The sequence below is a fragment of the Dulcicalothrix desertica PCC 7102 genome, assembly GCF_003991905.1.
GTDB classification, from domain to species: Bacteria; Cyanobacteriota; Cyanobacteriia; order Cyanobacteriales; family Nostocaceae; genus Dulcicalothrix; species Dulcicalothrix desertica.
The window spans coordinates 212,692-232,056 of the sequence record NZ_RSCL01000005.1 but is presented as its reverse complement, the minus strand read 5'-3'; the positions used below and the strand labels follow the sequence as shown (position 1 = coordinate 232,056).

At 38.9% G+C, this 19,365-nt stretch carries 14 protein-coding genes and 3 pseudogenes; 10 read left to right on the top strand and 7 right to left on the bottom strand.

Annotated features, from left to right (window positions below; all coding sequences use genetic code 11):
- Positions 1-4 precede the first annotated feature (4 nt).
- Together DSM106972_RS12405 and DSM106972_RS53375 are read right to left on the bottom strand one after the other, a co-directional pair.
- Entirely contained in the window at positions 5-1,120 is a 1,116-nt protein-coding gene (locus tag DSM106972_RS12405) for a hypothetical protein (protein ID WP_127080997.1), read from the bottom strand.
- Positions 1,121-1,169: 49 nt separating this feature from the next.
- Complete coding sequence (locus DSM106972_RS53375) at positions 1,170-1,316, bottom strand: hypothetical protein (protein WP_186538338.1); 147 nt, start codon at positions 1,314-1,316, stop codon at positions 1,170-1,172.
- Positions 1,317-1,567: 251 nt separating this feature from the next.
- Between DSM106972_RS53375 and DSM106972_RS12400 the strand changes: the two genes are divergently transcribed.
- Entirely contained in the window at positions 1,568-2,488 is a 921-nt protein-coding gene (locus DSM106972_RS12400) for a DNA methyltransferase (RefSeq protein WP_127080996.1), read from the top strand.
- A complete protein-coding gene (locus tag DSM106972_RS12395) occupies positions 2,448-2,744 on the top strand; it encodes a hypothetical protein (protein WP_127080995.1) in 297 nt (98 codons plus the stop codon). Before DSM106972_RS12400 ends, DSM106972_RS12395 begins: the two co-directional genes overlap by 41 nt.
- Before the next feature lie 121 nt (positions 2,745-2,865).
- Here the strand turns inward: DSM106972_RS12395 and DSM106972_RS12390 are convergent, their stop codons facing one another.
- From DSM106972_RS12390 to DSM106972_RS12370, 5 genes are all read right to left on the bottom strand, one after another.
- Positions 2,866-6,264, bottom strand: coding sequence for an acetate and sugar kinases/Hsc70/actin family protein (locus tag DSM106972_RS12390; protein WP_127080994.1), 3,399 nt, complete (start codon positions 6,262-6,264; stop codon positions 2,866-2,868).
- 3 nt (positions 6,265-6,267) lie between these two features.
- Positions 6,268-8,889 carry a GTPase family protein gene (locus DSM106972_RS12385; protein WP_127080993.1) on the bottom strand — a complete coding sequence of 874 codons (2,622 nt, stop codon included), beginning with the start codon at positions 8,887-8,889 and terminating at the stop codon, positions 6,268-6,270.
- 660 nt (positions 8,890-9,549) lie between these two features.
- Positions 9,550-10,017, bottom strand: coding sequence for an ArsC/Spx/MgsR family protein (locus tag DSM106972_RS12380; RefSeq protein ID WP_127080992.1), 468 nt, complete (start codon positions 10,015-10,017; stop codon positions 9,550-9,552).
- Between the two features lie 16 nt (positions 10,018-10,033).
- On the bottom strand, positions 10,034-10,669 hold the full coding sequence (locus DSM106972_RS12375) for a cysteine dioxygenase family protein (RefSeq protein WP_127080991.1): 636 nt from the start codon (positions 10,667-10,669) through the stop codon (positions 10,034-10,036).
- A gap of 377 nt (positions 10,670-11,046) precedes the next feature.
- A complete protein-coding gene (locus tag DSM106972_RS12370) occupies positions 11,047-12,150 on the bottom strand; it encodes a catalase family protein (protein ID WP_127080990.1) in 1,104 nt (367 codons plus the stop codon).
- Positions 12,151-12,428: 278 nt separating this feature from the next.
- On the opposite strand from DSM106972_RS12370, the gene DSM106972_RS12365 reads away from it, so the two are divergent.
- From DSM106972_RS12365 to DSM106972_RS55775, 8 genes and pseudogenes are all read left to right on the top strand, one after another.
- Positions 12,429-14,567: a cation:proton antiporter domain-containing protein gene (locus tag DSM106972_RS12365; protein WP_127080989.1), complete on the top strand. Its 2,139-nt coding sequence runs from the start codon at positions 12,429-12,431 to the stop codon at positions 14,565-14,567.
- A gap of 450 nt (positions 14,568-15,017) precedes the next feature.
- The gene (locus DSM106972_RS12360; protein WP_127080988.1) at positions 15,018-15,809 is read left to right on the top strand and encodes a hypothetical protein; all 792 of its coding nucleotides are present in this window, start codon (positions 15,018-15,020) and stop codon (positions 15,807-15,809) included.
- A 7-nt stretch (positions 15,810-15,816) separates the two neighbouring features.
- Positions 15,817-16,374: a hypothetical protein gene (locus DSM106972_RS12355; protein ID WP_127080987.1), complete on the top strand. Its 558-nt coding sequence runs from the start codon at positions 15,817-15,819 to the stop codon at positions 16,372-16,374.
- A 126-nt stretch (positions 16,375-16,500) separates the two neighbouring features.
- A pseudogene (locus tag DSM106972_RS12350) lies at positions 16,501-16,749 on the top strand (type II toxin-antitoxin system RelE/ParE family toxin); the annotation flags it as partial.
- Positions 16,746-16,896 (top strand): annotated as a pseudogene (locus DSM106972_RS12345) (XRE family transcriptional regulator); the annotation flags it as partial. The pseudogenes DSM106972_RS12350 and DSM106972_RS12345, both read left to right, overlap by 4 nt.
- Positions 16,897-17,275: 379 nt before the next feature.
- Positions 17,276-17,719, top strand: coding sequence for a hypothetical protein (locus tag DSM106972_RS12335; RefSeq protein WP_233786970.1), 444 nt, complete (start codon positions 17,276-17,278; stop codon positions 17,717-17,719).
- Between the two features lie 6 nt (positions 17,720-17,725).
- On the top strand, positions 17,726-18,403 hold the full coding sequence (locus tag DSM106972_RS12330) for a hypothetical protein (protein WP_127080984.1): 678 nt from the start codon (positions 17,726-17,728) through the stop codon (positions 18,401-18,403).
- A gap of 295 nt (positions 18,404-18,698) precedes the next feature.
- Positions 18,699-19,362: pseudogene (locus DSM106972_RS55775) on the top strand (vWA domain-containing protein).
- The last annotated feature ends 3 nt before the right edge of the window (positions 19,363-19,365 follow it).

Here is a 19,365-nt window from a genome sequence, read left to right as displayed (position 1 = left end):
CTTTTTAAGATGAACGAAACAATACTCGTCCCGGTAACACTTCGTCGTTAATTTTGGCATAAACACGCAAGCACGCCGAAACTTCTCCTGGTACTCCACCAATATCAAGTTGCAAGTCGTCTTTAGACCACGTGTATACATCGGCATAAGTACCCCATAGTGGACGAAGTAGTACTTGATAACCAGCGTTGCGCGCGCGTTCAACAACAGTATCAAGAGTACGACGTGTTTCTTGTTGCAATTTGCCCCACCATGAGTAACGGTCACATGGTGGTAAATATACTAATGAGTGAATAGCTTCATCTAAATCTAGTCGTGCGCGTAATACAACAATAGGGTCAGAATTATCAATAGTACTTTGAACGCGACGAAACCTTTCAATCAAAACAGTCACATATTTAGAACGTTCGTCTTCGCTGCTTAATGACCTGACTCCAAAGCGGTCTACACTTTTAAGCGCATGATGCAGTGACGCATCAATATTAATAAACTTTATACAAGTCGAAACAACTCCAGCCAGAAATACTAACTCCTCACTTGTATTTTCTTTGACTAGTTGCTGTGATATCGGCGCCCGGTCAGACAAGCATAAACCCGTTGATTTAATACTTCCCGTCAAACCTGGAAACATAATTTCACAGCGATTAAATGGTAGCTGTTTATACACACGATGGTCTAAGACGGCGCCAACTTCTTCTGCAAGCGTAAACGAAAGCTGGCGCCAACTATCCGCAAGCTTTTCAGGAACTCGCAATAACAACCTTTGAATTTCATTCCACAAATCAGCATCCGAAGTACTACAAAACTCATAATCACCGATATACAGCGATAACTCTCGGTCAGCTAGTAATTTATCAGCTATATGCTGTAACTTCAGTTCATTTACGTTTTGCTCAAACACATCTTCTGTAGAGACGTGATACATCACGTCTCCTGATTTTGAAGTTTCTAAAAGCACATCAAGTTCTTCAACAAGTGCTTGACAAGCATTACTACCCAAATCAGAATCCACAGATTCAAGTGCTTGCTGCAACTGACTTCGCAAACCATGTAGTCCCAAACGCAGTACCCAAGCAAGCTGTGATTCTTCAAGTGTCAATAATTTACTAAGATTTTCCATAATAAACCCTCTCCGGCGCCTAAAAAGTAAGTTGAGTTCAAAATTATAGTTATAATGCAAACGGTAAAATGTGAACTTCTGTCATGCTGAGGAACGAAGCATCTGTCATAGTGAGGAACGAAGCATCTGTCATGCTGAGGAACGTTAACGAAGTTTTCCCGTTATCCGGAGGATATCCCGAAGGGTAGGGTAGCATCTTAAAAATTTTGACACTTGTTTAAAAGTAAACCTCTAACCAGTTTTGAGTATAAGATTATTGAAAAAAATGATTATTTATATGAATTTAATATTTTAAAGTTTTCTAGATATAGTAAATAAAAACTACTTGTAAATTGAAAATATAATTACTGTTGGGTTTGACATTGGGTCATTTTTCCAAAGAAACTCTGTACGCATCAAACAAGAGATAGAAACTATTTTAAGTGCGCTTACTTACTGCATAATGATATGAAAACCTCCAAAAATATTGGTTTAAGCGAACATCTTACTTATAAGGGTAATCTCAAGCAAACTCGCTATGGATGGTTGAGACTAACACCTGCATATTCTGTCCATCTTGTTTCAGATATCTTAAAGAACTACAAAGATAAAAATCTAGTTGTTCTTGACCCTTTTTGCGGCACTGGTACGACAGCACTGGTTTGTGCAGAACAAGGAATAGAAAGTGATACAACTGATATTAACCCATTTCTAAGATGGTTAGCATATGCTAAAGTCAACTCATATTCGACAGAAGATATTAAAAATTTTGAAAAATCTTCTGACCTGATTGTTGAAAAAATATCAATCTCTCAAATAGAAACTTCATGGGTTCCTCCTTTACATCAAATAGAAAAGTGGTGGGATGAAAAAACACTCTTCGCACTGAGCAGTATTATAGAAAATATTAATTTAATTGAAAATTCAATATCTTTTCACACAAGTGGCTTACTTAAACTAGCATTTTGTCGTTTGATGATTGAACGTGCTAATGTGAGTTTTGGGCATCAGTCTATGTCTTTTCAAAAAAATATTCCTCCAAAATATCCATTGTTGGAAATGCTTGAGAATCCAATTATACTTCAATGGAAAGAAATAGTTCATACAATTAAACAATCAGCATCCTCTAAAATTATTAGTCAACCGCGCGTTTTTCTTTGTGATGCTCGCAATTTAAGCCTGAAATTAGAGCCAAATCGCTACACATGTGTCATTACTTCCCCTCCTTATCCTAATCGTATGAGTTATATACGTGAATTGCGTCCTTATATGTATTGGTTGGGTTATTTGCAAAGCGGTCGAGAAGCGGGTGAACTCGATTGGCAAGCAATTGGTGGAACTTGGGGTTGTGCTACTAGTAATGTTGGGTTCAGGGGCGCCGGAATCTGATTTGAAAATTCCCTATAAGGATTTTTACACAATCATAGATCAAATTGCTCAAACAAGTGATTTGCTCGCGCGCTATGTTCATAAGTATTTTTCTGATATTGTCCTTCATAGTCAAGAGCTTTATAAGGTAGTTAAGCATGGAGGTTTTATTCATTATATTGTGGGCAATTCAAAGTTTTATGATGTAATGCTTCCTGTTGAATCTATTTTTGCCAGCATATTTCAAGATGTGGGGTTTATTAATATTAGTGTTTAAATAATTCGTAAACGTACATCTAAGAAAGAGCTTTTTGAGTTTCTCGTTTCAGCCAAGAAACCGGGTTTCTTTCGTTGAGTATCGAAGATTGTCGTACTTAGTGGAAAAGAAACCCGGTTTCTTAATGTTCTCCTGAGAAGGGGTCGCGTTTTGCTTCTATGTCGTTGGGTTGAGGTTGGAGTGCGTCGCGAAATACACATCCTTCTTGGAGTAGACATTCAGAGCTATTTGATGTCCAGTAAGGGATTTCAAAGGCGTGAACTCTTAGTATTCCTTTGGATGTTAGTGATACATAATACCTGCACGGGAATTCGCTACTGACTTGCGGTTGGGGTAGTTCACCAATTAATTCCCATTGTTTTGATTTTGGATTGTGGTATTGAAAGTAAAATGTGTGTTTACCGCTAATTGGGAAGGGTGGTAGTTCTGCTATTAGTCCAGTAAATTCTGATGTTGTGTTTTCTTCATCGCGGAAAATTTCAATTAGGTTACTGTAATCTTTTTCTCCTGAGAATAATAATGTGTGAGCGTCGGTTTTTAAGGCATTTGCTGATTCGATGATGTTTACCGCTATATCACCCGCGACTTTACCATCATCTGTCACCATGATTGGAATATTAATGGCTTTAGCTGCGTCTATATATGGGATGTTGCTTGAGATAAAGTAATGTGGTAAACCACGACATAGTAATAAATCAATTTCTAGTTTCTGATTAATTTCAAACTGGATTTTGATGTGATTTTTAAAATCATCTTCACTAATATCAAGCTGTCTACGCAGTGCATCACCGTTATAACTACCCCAAAGCTGGGGTTTGATATTTTCAAAGTCTTGACGAATAATATTATTCGTTAACTGCATTCCCTGCCAACCACTACGGAATTTAGCTATACCTTCTTTGGGTTGAAGTTGGTAGAGTTCCTGTCCTGCGTTAAATATTGGTTCTGGACTGGCGCCTATTACTTCGCGTGTAAACGAACAAGGTAAAAAGTAAAATAGATTTTTAACATCTATATATAACTGATTGGCGCCTTTTCGCAATAGTTCTTTAGATTCTTTCGGTGCAAACCCAAGTTGACGGAGCTTTTCGGCAAAACAGGCGCCTGCGGATGTGGCAAGTTTAGTATACTCAGGTTCAAAGGTAACTCGTTCAGAGTTCCAAATAAAATAGTCAGACTGGCTAAATACTCTATATAGTTCACGTGTGACTAAATCTAAATTGCATGTTTTACCAGAAAGAATTAACCAATCGACTTGTTCATCGTAGTGATTGTAATTTGGTTTCTCGTGGTATTGATGCGATGTTCCAGATTTATGAGAGAGCGCATTTTCTACCAAACCCTGAGCAATAGCTACAGCTTCCTTGACTACAGGCGCCGTTGCTTTCTCAAATTGTTCTACTGTAAGAGTTACACTCAAACTATCTATCAGCGCACTTGGTAGCTTAATATCATTTTGCGCGAGCAGTTCAGCAATTTTCTGTCCGTCGAGAATGTACATTGGTTCGGGTGCATCTTTGTGACGCTTTTGCCCTAGCGTTAATTTCGCATCTTCTGCATGTTCCCACAAACTGTAAAAGCTTTGAGCGCGTGATGGTGAATTTTTCCACCTTGTTGGAATAACTCTCTCAGCAGCGTTAAGTGCTTCTTTGTAAGCTTCGTCTTCGCGAATTTCTTTATCTACACACGCAAGCAGTGAACCCGGATGAAATTTACCGCTTTCTAAAAATCTATCGCTTAACTCTTCTGGTTGTATCTTTAAAATATCTTTACCCATACGGTCATCAGCGACAGCAGTTAATAAACAATCCGCAACCGCAGCTTTTAACAGCAAAAATAATCGTAGTGTTATTAATTCCCCACCTAACTGTAAATGTCCCGATGACCCCAATAATTTTGGTGTCAACTTATAATATCGGCCTCCGTCACCTCTGTCTTCTCCTGGTTCAAACGGGTTTATTTCTTCCAAAGTTAATCTAATTAGCGCTAAATCGGTCGTTCCCCCACCAATATCTAACACCAATACATTTTGCCACCACTTCTCGTTGTCATAACGACAACGACTTTTAAATGATTCAATTCCTACATTCAAATCACCGCTAAACTCTCTCCATAAAAAGAAAATAGCGACAGATACTGCTTCATCATAAGCCATTTGGACATCAGCAATATCAAGCTTTTGTACCAAACTCTCAATTTCGCGTCTTACAAATGGTGATGCAATCGTTGGATACGTTACAACTGCACGGTAAAATTTACCCTCTGAACATTTACCTACATTTGAGGTGCGATATTTTTCAATTAAATCAATTAGGTGTGCATATGCTGACTGCAACAAAGTATTGATAGGTATTGTTTCAACTTCACCATCGAGCGAAATTTTACATGGTCTATCTTGACCGAAGTAGCGTTTAGGTGAATGTAAAAATCTTCCTTCAATATCTTCTTCACCTCTTTTTATCGCATCTAACCGATGCTGTTTGGCTTGTTCACCTAAAATAACTTTAACTTCCGCATCTTTTTCTGATGTCGCGATTTTATGCAAGCTAATAACTTCTAACTCGCTTGGTATTTCTGTAGAACGGCGATTTTTATCGAGTTCTACTGGTATTAAACTTTGCCACTCTAACGCAGGTACTCGAAATACCTCATGATATATCAAATTAAGATGTTTACTAGCTGCACGACGAAACCAATCCATCCGTTTACCTAAACAGATTTCGATTTGGCGAATTACTTCTAGTAACTGTATGCTATTTACACCTTGAATTAATAACTCACCAAAGTTGTAGCGATTTGCAGCATTAGTACAGGGATAATCTTTGCCTAATTCAGAAAGAAACTTCTGCCATTCTACATCCCAGGCGCCGCGACTAGAGGTAGTAGCTTCTTCGACAGGACGCTTGTTTAACCAAGATGCAATACGTTCGCGCAGTTTTGTCTCTTGCTCAATAGGTAAAGTATCGGGAGTGATAATAACTTTAGGGTCATATAGCGTCACAGTTGAGTTTGAAGTACCAAAGTCAATTGCAAACCAACCAGGGTAGGTAAGATGTGACTTAATAGGCATTGGTTCGGGTGGAATTAATTTTGCAGTCATTTGCACAAAACGTGAGGATTCAGCGGCAAAAGTCCAAATATTACACTCTGCCGTTGTTTTTTTCATTACATTCAAAATCGGATTATTTTCAGCATCAGATTCAAAATATTCAACCGTCACAAGCATTGTACAATTTACCCCAGCTTGTATTGGTTGATACCAGTGACAATTAGCTTGTTTTAATCGCTGTGGAGTAGATAGTTTTAGTAGTTTATTGGTGCTAAAAGCGACACTTTTATATGCCGATTGAATTGCAATAGCTAAATCTTCTGGAACTCCGCCGACTGTGATATTAATTCGAGATACAAAGGGAATATTGGCGCCGTCAGCAGGTTTGATTTCGATAACAGGTAAAACGAGTAAGTCCTGCGTCTTTACACGTAATTGATAGCGGTTTAAAAGCTCAATTTTGATACTCATCGATTATTCTTCTGGATAACTTATGGCGACAATTTGCGAAAGTGCTTCTAACCAAGGTGGTTGTGGCGCCCTACCTTCACGGTTACTTCGTTCTTCAGCACTGGCTATATACCTGAGTAACGGCTCATTTTTAGACTTGAGTAAATCTTGTAAGCTATCAACAATTTCTTTAGTGGCAACCGTGAATGAAGATTTAACCTGTTTAGTTAACTGACTAACATACTGAATTAAATGCAAACCCGAACTCGTAGTAATTTCATCGCGTAACCTTAAAACAGCAATTTGATGATTAAAGGGTCGTGGTGTAACTGGATATGATTTTTGCGGACTCCAGTCAAAAATTTGACATTGATTATGCTTGCTATCTCTTTGTGCCAGAGGAAATAAAGCATCCGCTTGAATAGGTGTAATGCTTCCAGATAAAGCACTGCGTTCAATAATTAACTTTTGCCACTTACTTACAGGCTCAATTGCTCTAAGTAAATTGCGGAAAAGACGAGCTTGTTTATTACCATAATTATGCAGAATATACTGTTCCATTTCTGGAAGAATAAGCGAGTTGATTTTACTGCGCTCAAGTTCGACATTGCGAGAAATTTTACCAAACAAATCAATAACAGCTTCTGTAATGCGGTCGTGAGCAAAAGCTTGCATATCCCGAAGAGTCTGAACAAACGCTGGATAAAAATCTTCTGATGTCGTGGGTATTGAGTCATCAAACTCATCTTCCTCAAAAAATCTTTCACCCTTATCAAGCGAGATAATACCGTTTTTGGTACGGTCTAATAACAAAGTCCACTCGCTCCAGTCAAAAAATATCTTGTTCGTCAGTTCATCCTTAACAATATCGCTAACTGAAACACCGCTACGGTTGGTTAAAATAGGTTGCCTGTCTAAATCTTCTTGAAATTGCCTATAAACACCTACCAAAGTTTCCACCGCTTGTCTTAACGTCAAAAATGCCGGATTCTCTACAACAGGCATGTATGCAGCAACTTCCTGTAATGTATTTTCTAACTTCACCTGTTCACTCCGCAACACTTGAGCAGTTCGCTGCACATCTTCGAGTAACTGCTTCATTCCGTGAACTGATACATGTTCTTTAAGTAAAGAACGTAAGCGACTAATTCCACCATCATCAATATAATGACTAAGTTGTTTAGAAAGCGTGCTAGAAGCTGGTAATAACTCGCTCAACTGCTGCCACTTGTCGCGTGCGCGTAATTCCTCTAATTTATTAGGTATCTCTAAATCTGGCAAAAACTCAGGTGAACAAACTTGTACTAACCGCGAAACCTCAGCCAACTTATTCAAACCATGTAGCTGTGACAACAAAACAATATTTTTCTTCTCTGTCGTTAAATTACTCGCACTCGCAACAATCAATTGCAAAATCGGTAATTGTTCTAATACAACTTCTTCATTTAGCGGTTCGTTGAACACCGAAAATATCGCGTCATTATCTCCAGGTTCAGAAACTTGCTGCACTAATATATCTAACGCACGCTCATCGCTAGGACTCATCGGCAACTGATTAAACCGTCCAACCCCTACAATAATGCGGTCTTTGAGGTCTTCACCCTTATTACGTTCCAACATACTACGAATTTTTGCCGCAGTGGCGCCTCCAGGATATCTACCATTGAGTAACAGCAATATTGTTTGTACTTCAGCTAGTTCGCGTAATGACAAAAAAGTATCACGAACACTAGAATCAGCGGCGCCTAATCCTGGAAAATCGAGCAAGATAAACTCGTTAGTTCCCTGTAAACCCGATAAATCCCAAATTTCGCGCGATAACTCGACGGTTACATCAATTCGACTAATCAGGGAAAACGTGTGTTGTAAATCTTCAGAATTAGGCGCCTGTAAATTATTCCAACGTTTATAAGGAGTAGGTATTCGTTCAAACTCAAGTTCCAAAATATTCATCGGTGGTTCAACAAGTCGTAACCCTTTTTTCGCTATTAATTGGTCAACTTGATAAACTCTGCCACAAATATCTGTTCCATATAAAGTGTAAGTTCGTACAAAAATAACTAATTCACGCAGTAAACACCGTAACTCTAAACTTTGGGTTTGATTCCACGCCAACTCACACCATGTCAGAATACTTTTAGCATCAATAAAGGTAGTGGGTTGTAAAGAACGTAATGTCGCAATTGGCGCCGGAGGTAACTTTGCTGCTTGCGCGCGTATTTCAACTTCTTTGAGCATAAACCGCAAGCACTCACGCACACCTTCGTGCGATAAATACTGCACAGTAAAATGACCAACTTTAGTAGTTTGCAAACCCTGCTGCTGTATTAAATGAATTGCCGTCACGTTACCAGTAGTGGGAGTTTCACTTACAGGTAAAGCATCTGCATATCCAATCAAACTCCCCAGTAACAGAGTTTTACCACTACTAAATTCTCCCATAATGCCAATTTTGACAGGAGAGGAAGAAATTTCAATCGTTTTTTGAGCGTAGTGCTGAAAGGTTTGAATTGATTCACTTATCGTCGTTTGTACCCAAGCTTGTGTAGGAGGAGGATTTTCTGCTACCAAATTCAAACACTGAAGTATCGACTCACCATATTCCTTGTAGCGGCGTAACAATTCAACTGCCGTATCGCTTTTCATAATCGTTTCTTCCCATTTCCCCTATGGCTGTTCAATATAAAAAATGCCAAACGTAGAGACGCGATTAATCGCGTCTCTACAACGCGCGGTTTTTACGTCGGGTTGCGCGATACATCTTTTAAAAACAAATTACTTATATCACCTACAAAGTAAAATTTACTTCTAAACATAATAATCAATTAATAATTTAACAGCTTAATAACAGCACAATATCAAATTTACGTCATACTGAACGTAGTGAAGTATCTCTTGAACCTTCACAACTTTACTAGATTGTTTGCTACTAGAAGAATGACAAGCTACTAGAAGAATGACAAATATATTTTTTTAAAACTGGGATGCTCCCCACTTGATGTTTTTCCGACGCACCTGCTGTTTGGTAGTTGCCCGCTATGTGTTAAATTTTTCCGATTTTGATTACGGCTAACAGTTAGTATAACCACTTATTCAAAATTCGCCAAATATTTATTTTAAAATTTCTCATCATTCAGATTTAATTAGTAACAATAAATACACATTAATTTTTGTAATAAAAATAAATGTATAAAAATATAGCAGGAGTAAATGGAAAAACCAGGCTTTAGCAAGAAACCTGGTTTTGAATTTTGAAGAATGTGTATAAAATAATGTTTTTGAATCACTAAAGTGATTAGTACGAATTTAATGTTTACACTTACCCTCTGCATGGTGATGATTATGCTCGTGACCATGAGCGCAGCCTTGCAAATCTTGACGCATCAGTTCTGCACTAACCGCTCGTTGTGAATCATCAACAGGTTCCAAACCTATCCAAGCACTGATATTATCAACATCAAAACCGACTTCTCTACGTTCTCCAACTTGAATTAACGGGCGCCGAATCAGTAAAGGGTCTTGTATCATCAGCTTAATAGCTGTATCAGCATCGATTTTATCAGGAACTATATCACCCGACTTAATGCTAGGCGCCGCTTTATTGAACCAGTCAGCTATTGGACGGTTGCCAAAAAATGATCTGAGCGCATCAGGTGTCCACGCATAAGTCCGAATATCATACGTTTCTAACTCATGTCCAGCCGCCGTCAATAGTACTTTTTGCTTAGTATTGTTCTTACAACCGGGTTTTTCGTAAAAAACTACCTTTGCCATTTCCCTATCTACCTATCTAGAATTTTTTAGCTTTTTTGTTTACCGGGTCAAACTCATACCGCTGTTTAGGGTCAGTTTCTCCATATATATTGAAAGTGACGGTCGGAGTATCACCCATAGCTTCTACACAATGAATAGCACTACTGTCAAAACTAATAATGTCTCCAGGAAACAAAGTTAATTCTTCCGTCTGTTCAATAGGATAGTTTTGAGTGCTGAGTGCTGAGTGCTGAGTGGAATCAGGATTTGAGTTACGTTTCCAAAGGGTATTTTTTTCCTCTCCTTGTAATACAGCGACAATACCCCATGTGCCATGATTATGAATACTAGACTTAACACCTGGTGCAAAAGTAACAGTTTGAACAGTAAGAGGAAAACCTAACTCATCATATAAAAGTAAAACCTTTTCTCCATTTTCAGAAACCTCTGGTACTTGACTTTGCACCCAGTAAGAGTTCGTAATTAGGCGCCGTACTAGCATCCGCATTTCCGGAAGACAACTAGACTCATCCTCGGCGCCGCTAAGAACATCTTCCACCTCAGTCAAAAACCGATACAAACGATAATTATCTCGTAACAAATCCCACTCACGCGGAGACTTACAAGCAGTATATTGACCATCTTCACCTACAAACCAATCACGATTTTTCATATCTAGAACTCCCGTTTAATTTTTGAAATACAACGTATGGTGGGCACTGCCCACCATACAAATACTAAATAATTAGATTCCTAAAACTTCTTACCAATTAGGAATACTGTGTCAAAATTTATGCTTCCTCACCACTCTTAGCCCCCCTTATTAAGGGGGGTTGGGGGGATTTAATTTATTACAGCTTCATACAAAATTTTCAGTAGCAAAAATCACTATTAATACCAAATTTATATCTTAAAATCAACTAGCTATTATTCGATTATAAACTTGAAAATTTGATTATAAAAAATTGAAATTTGATACAATTTGCAAATTAACCAAACACGTAGAGACGTTACATGTAACGTCTCTACATTTAACGTCCCCATCAAATATTAATCGGGCATCTCATCAATACTGCGTGGCTCAACTCGTGGTTGCTGGTTCATTTCATGGCGGAAACGGCTAGAAGTTTCATAAGCCTTCAAGCGTACCCGTTGGATCGAACCCAGAGGTCGATGCTCAGGAATACAATGCCACGAACTAAAAGACAGTACCTCATCAGCGTAAACACGACGCGCGGGACTATATGCATCCTGTGGGGGAATCGTAATTTTTGCAATTGCCTGGTACTGGCTTTCTTCTTCTGGCCAAACAATCCCAGCATCTTCCACAGGCATCCGCTCTAAATTAGTGCAAAGCTGCGTGCGTAATTCGTATTCGGCGCCGTTCTCACGGAAAAACTCAACAATTAAATCTCTAAGAACGGAATGATTATCGACTTTAATATGCTTTCCAATTAGCGGAATAAGGCTCTCCGATACAGGAACAGCACTAATTTTAGCAATATAGTCACCATAGCGAAGTGCCGCCGTAGTGAAGAAAGTCTCACCCAAAATATGAGTTTCCGGCTTTGTTATCCCCAAAGAAGTGGGGTATAGTTCTACACCAACCTTTTCAGTAACAGCATTTACGGTGCGAAGGGCAGTAGTTACCACTTGCAGTGCTTCTTCGGGAACTGTTACAACTTTTTCCTGCGCTAACTGTTCCAAAAGGTATTTTTTCACATCACCACTTGGGAAAGAAGGATGATTAATCATTAAAAAGTCTTGAGTAAGTGCCGAAGCTTTCTCCTCTAAAACCTTATGCCCTTCAACCCCAATAACCTTAATTGCCATACCACGAAACGAAGACACAGCATCGGGGATAATATCACCAGGGGCATTCGAGAACCGAATAATAACATCATAAGTTCGAGGTTCGCGGAACAAACCCTGCCTCAGTTCTGTTGGTAAATTATCATAAATCGTTAACTTTCCCTTAACGGCGCCGTGACCCTTAGCATGGGCGCCACGTAGTGCATGGCGATGCTTATCATATACAAAACGTCGCATCCTCTCAAAAGAAGCGATAATATCCTCAATAGTTTTTTCCTCATCAGGTTGCTTAACCTCGACGTCATCTGAGTATCGGATATACGATAGGTCTTGGTTCGACATATGAACATTCCTTAGTAATATAGCCACGCTATCAGCACACTTCCACCGCATACTTAGTAGCATACAACACTTTATCTGTGCTGTGTTGAATGGAAAAGATGGAAAAGAATGTGGCGCCAATTCATACTTAACAATAAAAAGCTGTAAATTATACAAATTTCGGGAAAATTCTATTACGCCTTTTGATTCCAACAAAATACTACTAAGAACACTAGCTTATAAAGCCAAAGAGTAATCAAATGTGAGGGAACAATACTTTTATTCTACGTATTCCAAACATGGAAAATCTTTGGGTAAATCTAGCAAGCGTATGGCATTCGCCAACACAGTTACTAGCGGTTTTTGGGTTATCGGCGCCAATAAAAGACCCAGTGGCTGTATTTTTAATAATCATGGCGATTATGCTAGTCGCTCCACTAGTGTTTGAGCGGTTGCGTCTGCCTGGTATTGTTGGCTTAATTATTGCAGGGGTGATTGTCGGGCCAAATGGCTTGGGTCTATTGGCAAGAGATAGCACAATAATTTTACTAGGAACAGTGGGGCTACTGTTCCTTATGTTTATGGCGGGGTTGGAGACAAGTATAGATGACCTAAAACTTAATGCTAATAAAGCGATAATTTTTGGACTAGCAACCTTTGTCATACCAATGGTGTTAGGTACTGGCGCCATGCTGCTATTGGGTTATAGTTTTTTAGCAGCTATTTTAGTGGCATCTTGTTTTGCGTCTCATACTTTGCTAGCACTGCCAGTTGCAACTAAACTAGGCATCATGCGAACCCAAGCGGTAACGGTTACTTTGGGAGGAACGCTAATTGCTAACATACTAGCTTTGTTGGTCTTAGCAGTAGTCGTTAAAGCTCATCAGGGCAGTCTAACCCTTAACTTTTGGCTATTTTTGATACCTTCTTTAGGCATTTACACCTTTGCGACGTTGTGGGGAGTTCCTAAAATTGGTCGTTGGTTTTTCCAGAAATTTGGACATGATGATGGCGCCGAATTTATCTTTGTGGTTGCCACGCTATTTATAGTGTCTTACGCAGCACAGTTAATTGAAATTGAACCAATTATCGGCGCCTTTCTGGTAGGTATTGCAATTTCCCAACTCATACCACAACTAAGTCCTTTGATGAACAGGATTCAGTTTATTGGTAATACGTTGTTTGTACCCTTTTTCTTAATTTCTGTGGGGATGCTAGTTAATCCCTGGATTTTGTTTAAAGAACCACGCTCGATGTTGGTGTCCCTGGTAATGGTATTAGTAGCCATCATCGCCAAATTTCTACCAGCTTGGGGTTCGGGAAAACTATTTAAATTTGATTTTGCCAATATTATGGTTATGTTTGGGCTTTCCGTAGCTCAAGCTGCCTCAACCTTGGCTGCAATTACTGTGGCATTCAATATTAAGCTGGTAGATGAACTCACAGTTAATGGCACGGTAGCGATGATATTAGTTACCTGTATTGCCTCTCCTTGGATAACTAACCGTTGGGGTACAAGCTCAAACAACGGTACAAAAAGTTCAAGTACAAATAGCCAACAGGAATTAGTAACCGTTGGAAACTATAAAGTGCCTCGTTATCGTATCTTAGTTCCCGTCGCTAACCCCAATACAGAAGCGAATATGCTGGAACTAGCAATGATTTTAGCTAAAGCTACCGACGGAACGCTTTTGCCGCTACATATTCTAGTGGATAACCAACCAAAAATTTCAGCAGATGCAAAGACCCAGCAGGAACAGTTGCTAGCAGCAGCAGAAACCATTGCCCATTCTACAGATACAAACGTTGAAGCTATTGGTCGGTTGGACGACTCAATTGAAAAAGGAATTTTGCGAACTGCCTTCGAGCGCAACGCCAATCTGATTATCTGTGGTTGGAAAGGTTTTGCTACATATCGTGATAACTTTTTTGGCGGCGCCATTGATAACGTAATACGGCGCAGTACAATACCAGTATTGATTACACGCTTCACCCATCCAATTAAGACAACTCAACGAGTACTTTTACCAATTGTCGAAACAGACTTAACTTCAGTCACATTTCTACGTACCTTAGCACTGACCCGTATTTTAGCGAATGAACTCAAAGCATCGCTACTATTATTACAAGTATCCCCTCCTCGAAAACGCTCAAAAGATATAGAAATTCCTGAAATTATTTTGGACATTCCGATACAGCGTATACAAGGAAAATTCACCAACAGCATCTTAAAAATTTTGCAACCCGATGATTTATTAATACTAACCCATAACAGTGATTCTACTATCCCAGGTCTACCCAGTTTAGGGATTACAACCGAGGCAATTGCTCGTAATTCTAAAGAAATTTCTTTGATTGTTTTCCACTTTCCCAGTCGTATTCCGCTTGCAGACGATAATTTAGCTACATTACAAACGCAAGCGGTGGCGCCGTCCTAACCGAGGGTTTCGACACGGAGCATCCAACGAATGGAAGGAACATAACAATTATGATTTAGTCCTCTTGAGCGAGGACTTTTTCTCGACCGCATGGGATTTTTGACCCAGAAGCGGGTAGGATTAGTGAGATGGTAGAAATTATGCAGGAAAAAGGTTTATTTGACTAAAATAATTAAGCGAAAGTGAGTAGTTTTGATAATCGTAGGTAATTTTTCTGCACTACTTGACGCTTGTGTTATTATTCCTTATACTTTCTTTTCTCAAATATTGTAGTAAAAAATTCATGATTTTGGCAATAAGTTTAGTTTGAAAGCTGATAATAAAAATAACAAGCATATTAGGCTTATTTGATTAACAATGATGGTAAATTAAATAAACATTGCTTTCATTATGTCTGGAGACAGACATAATGTTAATGTTGCCAAGCAGGTAAATTGAACTTAAATATTTATGGTTAGCAGTGCCCGACTTCTAATTTCTAAGTTAAGCCATGTGCAAAAACAGTTAGAAACTAGAAAGCAAGAATATCCAGAAACTACCTACGTGCATCTAGTCCATTCGTTAGAGGGTCTTATTAATGCAATAATAAAAGTCAATGAGCAACTTTCAAATACGATTATCATAGATAAAAAGAAAAATCAGTATCTAGAAACTTTAAAACTAATTGCAATTAATATAACTAATTTTGGTAACAAATGGAACCTAACATATTTAGCTGATGCATCTGCGGTTGTAGGAACTGACCCTAATAAAGACCTATCTAAACTAGAACGAAAAATCCTAAGTAAAATTAAGGGAGGTACAAAAATGCTAGCACGACTTGATAACCCAAGAGAGACTCTTGAACATAAGATATCTTTGCGGGAAGAAGCAAGAGTTGCTTTAGATGCTGTTAGGAGGGGTGAAAAAGTTGAGGAAGTTCAACAAACGATAGAAAAGGAGGGGAAAAAAGCAGCAAAGAAAGACAAAGGTGAAATTGATGTTTTGACCGAGACGGAAATTATTGAAGTCAAAGGTTCAGCATCTTATGGAACTGCAACGAGACCAGACATTACTCTCATAGGTCAAATCGAAAAATATATTCAAAAAATAAAGAAAGATGCCAAAGTGAATCCTTCCTTACCTCCCAGAAAAATTGTTGTGCATTTAACGCAAGGAGTATCGGACGATGTTCGCAAATGGTTTATAGGTAAAGCAGCAAAATCGGGTGTAATAATAGAAATACGTACTGGACAGAGGTAAAACAGAGATGAGTGATCATTGGGAAATAATCATAATGATGCCTGAAGGCTTACCTGCTAGAGAGGTTGTTCAAACTACACATCAAGTAATAAGCGAGCTTGACGGAATTATAGACGAAGACTGCCTTCTTATTTTGCATGATACAGCAACTGAGAGTCCAGATGTAGAATATGTAGAGGATTCGCAGGCTGCACTTGAGAAATTGTCAACCTGGTCGGAATTAGGAGGCATAGAATATTACATGCCAGATGGAATGATGACTGTTGAATATGCGGGTCCCTCTAATTCTGGAGTTGTAGAGTATATCAAAATAACTATTCCAAACCTAGAATTTTTTAAAGTAGATGGAGAAGAAAGTAAAAATAGATATATTAATCTAGCAAAAGTTTTGCATAGTAAGCTTCAAGCAAAGCGGACAATTATGGACTGGAATGTAGGACTATTGTATACTAGTGAACCTTGGAATCAGGAAATGAATCGGCTTAAAAATAGTGAATTTATTGGAGAACATTTAATTGACATTAGAAGAATCGAAGAACGTTCCAATACAGGAATGGTCGCATAAATTCCCACAGTGCTTATTATACCGATTATGGTTTAATCAAAATAGCAGTCCCTAGCTTGCTGGGGGCTGTTTTTTATAAATTTACGAATTTTCCATATTGTATAGGAAATTTCATATAAAATGAGAGTACAAGCAGGAGAAACACCGATGGAAGCCAAACTCTTTAAAGGTGTTGGAAGTGGTGTTTACGAAATCATCAAACGCTATGATACCGATACCTACAGAGCGGTTTACACTGTTAAAATAGGTAAGAAAGTCTATGTTTTACACGCTTTCCGGAAAAAATCTAAGCAAGGGATTAAAACCCCGCAAGCTGATATCGACTTGATTAAACAACGCTATAAGGACGCACAGGAAAGGGAAAAACAACCATGACACAAGAGTCTGTTTTTGAAGAAAGCAGTGGTAATGTGTTCGCGCTCCCTCGGTTTAGAGGATGCAGACGAACTTTTTACCCGTGGTAAAATTGGGATTCAGGTACTCCGTATTTTAAGACAACGCGACCTCAAGCAGCGTGAGATTTATGGCAGCTAAAGAACCAAAGTATAGTAAAGAAGAATTTGCGCGTCACGGCGCACGCAAATTTACGAACGCGATATCTATCCAGTACTTCAACCAGATAGTAAAGGTAAGATAGTAGCAATTGATATTACTACAGGTGCTTGGGAAATAGATAAGTCGGAAATTGTTGCTTGTCGGCGCCTAGAAGAACGTTATCCTGATGCACAAGTTTGGATTGTACGTGTTGGCTATAAGTATGTTCGTAAATTTAGGGCTAGTCGCAATAAGAGCGTAGCATGATTACTGAATTTTTCTAATACAACGAATTCCCAACGTATAACCAAAGAAATCTCTGCTACTATTAGAAGAGTAGGTAATATCTAAATTTATAATAATCAAAGTGAAAGACTTAACAAATTTGCAGAATGGTCGGGTTTTTCCATCATTCGAGAAATTTCGCATAGAAGGAGCGAAAGCCCTTGAATCGGTTAAAGATGGAAAAATAACCACTTTACAAACGAAAACGGGGCAATATCGAATTTTGGAAGAGAGCGACTTTCAAAATCTTTTAGGCTTGGCTCGTGATGTTGAACGCTTGCGTGGTGGGCTGCGTGTGCTATTACGTACTGCGCGCGTCTTGCAAAAACACCCTGATGCTGAAAGTATTGACCTATTAGTAGAAACAGTTACAATGTTGGGCAACTTACCCGAACTTCCCACGCGCGACCACTTTGAGCCTTTGCAACCTGAAACTGATGATATAGATTTGGACGATGAGGTTATTCTAGACCCAAGCCTTATTAGGCGCCCACTAGATGCATCTAACACTTCGGAATGGGAGTAATGTTGATTGACTATAGCAACTAACTCAGGTTTGCCTGAAAACTTAGCAGAACTTGAAGCACGTCTTTCAACTCTTTCTCACGATGACCAAGCACTCAAAATTATCCAAAATTTTGCTCAAAAACTTGGTAAAACAAGCAAGCGTCAGGATTTGTTTAACTTCAAAGGCGCTCTCGTTCGTGAACCAATCATTTATCAGGATGTGCTAAGTCGGGGTCTAATAAATGCAGACGAAGACCCCTTTACCCTTTTACAAGGTGACATTATTAGTACGGACGCTGCCTATTTTTTAGGGGAGCGTATCACTGGAATGAAATTTGCAGTCGCTACCTCTACCTGTGATTTGGTACCAGGGCGCCGCGAATACGCAGTCCTGTTGCGTGTGCAGCCAATTAAAACCAATGACCCTAACGCTAAACAATTACTTGGGGAGCTATTGAAGTTTAATTCTACGCAGCGTATGTACTTACCACCTTTACCGGGTGATTCATCTGATGTTGTCGCGAACTCTCTAGTTTTTGATGGAATTATACAGGTACGATTGTCAGATTTACTGATAGCAACCAGATACGCAAGTTTAAGCCTAGTAGGATGGCGTATTTTTGGGTCTTTAGTTCGATCAATTATCGTGCGTGCCGGAGCGAGTGAAGTGAGAATGCGGTCTAGCATACAGGAACTGGAGTAAGATTGGCGCACTTAAACAGTATTGTGGATTATGCCAAACATAAAGCTGGGGTGTTTTAATTATCCTGCTTGATCACTATTCACGTTCTAACATCTATAAAACGAGAATAAATCTCAGAATAGTGTATAAATATATACTTAATCTCGATGCAAATCAAAGCTTAGAGCTACTAATGCTTGATAAATAATCTTCAATGCTTTTCAAAAGAAACAGGAAAATCCTAGTATTTTTTCTGATGCAATGTAATAAAAGAGGCTAGCACAATGGTAATTGTAAGTACTATTAAACTCGACAAATGCCTGTAGGACTACCAGAATTTGTTTTTAACCCTGAGCCACGATGCCCTGTTATTTTGCTACTTGATACTTCAGGCTCTATGAGCGGTCAACCAATCAAAGAGTTAAATGATGGAATTATGGCTTTCAAACAGTCAATTCAACAAGACGGACTTGCTAGTCTTAGAGTTGAAGTAGCTATTGTCACATTTGGTGAGTCAGTAAGTGTGGCTCAAAATCTTCGTCACTATCGACCAGTTCGTTCCTTCCGGCTTGAAAGCTTACGGTGCTACTCCTATGGGAGAAGCTATTAACTATGCTTTAGATTTGCTTGAGGAACGTAAAGAAAATTATAGAGAAAACGGTATCCAATACTATCGCCCTTGGGTATGGTTAATTACGGATGGGGCGCCAACAGATTATTGGCAGAATGCAGCACAGCGTGTTAGAGATGCAGAAAATAATCGGAAAATCTCCTTCTTTACAGTTGGTGTCAAAGGAGCGGATATAACGACTTTAAGCCAGATAGCTCCACCAGAACGTCCACCTATATGGCTAGATGGATTGAAATTTAGAGATATGTTTCTCTGGCTAAGTCAGTCAATGAAACAGGTTTCTCACAGCAAACCGGGAGGAACAATGATAGCGCTTCCTTCTGTAGGATGGAGTCAAGTATCTGTTTAAAAG